Here is a 2,344-nt window from a genome sequence, read left to right on the forward strand (position 1 = left end):
TCGGGCTCAGCCGTCCGGCAGGGGCAGCGGCCGTCAGCGGGATGTGGGCCGTGACCGTGCCGTCGCCGAGGAGGGCGGCCTTGGCGTGTAGGAGGTCCAGCACCGAGGGGCCCGGGTCGCCGTAAACGCCGATGGAGCGCATCCGGATCAGCGCGACGAAGGCCCGGAACTCGGGCCCGCCGAGTTCCGGGTGGTCCGAGTGGTCGACGTGGTAGATCGTCCCCGGCGGCGGCATGCCCAGGCGCCAGCGGGACCGGCGGCCCGCGCCGGCCACGACGCGCCTACAGGGGGCATGACCCGGACCCGGCAGAAGCCCGCCACGGGATGACCTTGGAGCGAGCGCGCCGCCCGCTCCTCGCCTGCTGCCGGCCGCTCGACGGCGCCCAGGGCGAGCGTGCCCTGTGCCGGGCCGGCACCGAACCGGGTCCGCACAGTCCGATCGTCCCGTGGCGGCCTCCCTACGTGTCCGGGCCGTGCTCCTACAGGACGGCGATGCCCAGGGGGCGGTTGCCGGCCGGGAGGCGCCGGGTGGTGCCGTCGGCGAGGTCGACGACGGTCAGCCCGTTCCAGTAGCCGTCCCGCGTGTAGCCGCCGGTGACGTATGCCGTCCGGCCGTCGCGCGACACCGCGACGTCCTCGTGCGGGCCGTCCAGCGGGTGGACGCGCTCCTCGCCGCCCGGCGAGCGCACGGTCAGCGACGGGCCCTCGCCCTCCTCCACCGCGCCGGTGCCGACGACGAGGAGCCGGCCGTCGGCGGTGAGGGCTGTCCCGTGCTGGTGGGTGTCGGCCGTCATCGGCTCCACCGCGACCGCGCCGCTGCGCGGGTCCACCACGGCGAGTCGCTCCCCTTCGAACGGCAGCAGCAGCCGGCCGTCACCGGGGCGTACGACCGCGTAGTGCGGCTTGAGCCAGGACGCGAGCCCGCCCTCGGTGCCGTACGGGGCGACCTCGATGCGGCGTGCCGCGAGGGTGTCCGCCGCCACGACCGTGACGTCGAAGGAGTCGTGGCCGGTCACGTACACCTCGCCGCCGTCACGCGCGACGTCCACGTCGAAGGGCCGGCAGCCCACCGGCACCGTCGCCGTGACCTCGCGCGCGGCGGTGTCGATCACTTCCAGGACGCCCCGGCCGCCGGGGACGTTGACCCCCACGTAGACGCGCGAGCCGTCCGGCGCGAGCGCGATGCCCATGCCGCCGCCCCGGTACTCGCCGGTGCCGACCGGGCCCGTACCGGTCGTGTACGGGATCCCGGCCACACGGGTGCGGGCGCGGGTGTCGACCACCGCCACGCCCTCGGCGGTCGCCACCCAGGCGAGCCCGTCCGGGCCGACGGCCAGCCCGTACGGCGCGGTGCCCACGGCCACGGACCCGACCGGGCCGCGCCGCGGGTCGACGAAGGTGACGGTGTCGGCGCCGAAGTCGGCGACGAGCAGCGTCCCTTCGGGGGTGGGGAGTCCGGCCGGCAGGGGGGTCCCGCTCGGGGCGGGCGGGGCGGCGGCATCCGCCCCGGCCGACGTGGTGCAGCCGCCCAGCAGAGCGAGGACGGCCGGGAGGAAAAACGAGCAAAACCCCGGGCACGGGCCCGGCGGCTCACCGCGCGCTCCGGCCGTCGTCGCCGGACCGGTCCTGCGCCGCCCGGAGGAGCCGGGCCAGGCCGTCGAAGCCGCGCCGCACCGCGTGCTCGTACGCCGTCACGCCCTTGGAGTCGGCGAGCCACGGGTCGGCTCCTGCGGCGAGCAGCAGCCGGACGACCTCCTCGTGGCGGAAGCCGCCGTCGCCGAGGATCACCGCCTCCAGCAGGGCGGTCCAGCCGAGCCGGTTGACGTGGTCGACACGGATGCCCGTCTCCGCCAGCACGGCCCGTACGTATCCGACGTGCCCGCGTTCGGCGGCCGGGATGAGGGAGATGCCGCCGAACCGGTTGCGCTGCGTCAGGTCGGGCCCGGCCGGGAGCAGGGCCCGCATCATGCGGACGCTTCCGGTGACGCCCGTCACCAGCCAGGGGCTGTCCGCGCGGGAGTCGGGGGCGTTCGGGTCGGCGCCGGCGGCCACCAGGACCTCGGCCACCTGGAGGTGGTCGCCGAGGACCGCCAGCAACAGCGGTGTGCGGAGCTCCTCGTCGCGGGCCTCCGGGGCGGCGCCGGCGGCGAGCGCGGCGCGCACCGCGTCGGTGTCGCCGGCCCTGGCTGCATCGAGCAGCAGTCGGTCGTGCGGGTTCATGCCCCCATCGTGGCCCGGCCCGCCACGGCGGGCGGTCCGCCCGCCGTCCCTCCCGTACCGGCCGCCCGGCGGACCCGCCCGTCATTCGATCGGCCGATCCGCCCCCGGCCGGGGCGTCCGCTAA

General features: G+C 76.9%; 2 protein-coding genes and 1 pseudogene. All 3 read right to left on the bottom strand.

Annotation, left to right across the window (positions count from 1 at the left end; genetic code table 11):
- Positions 1 to 235: pseudogene (locus SSNG_RS42625) on the bottom strand (hypothetical protein); the annotation flags it as partial.
- Positions 236 to 479: 244 nt separating this feature from the next.
- Entirely contained in the window at positions 480 to 1,532 is a 1,053-nt protein-coding gene (locus SSNG_RS32455) for a YncE family protein (protein ID WP_241695282.1), read from the bottom strand.
- Positions 1,533 to 1,590: 58 nt separating this feature from the next.
- On the bottom strand, positions 1,591 to 2,220 hold the full coding sequence (locus SSNG_RS32460; protein WP_007268179.1) for an ankyrin repeat domain-containing protein: 630 nt from the start codon (positions 2,218 to 2,220) through the stop codon (positions 1,591 to 1,593).
- Positions 2,221 to 2,344 lie beyond the last annotated feature (124 nt).

Origin of the sequence: Streptomyces sp. C, assembly GCF_000158895.1 — a bacterium.
Taxonomy (GTDB): Bacteria; Actinomycetota; Actinomycetes; order Streptomycetales; family Streptomycetaceae; genus Streptomyces; species Streptomyces racemochromogenes.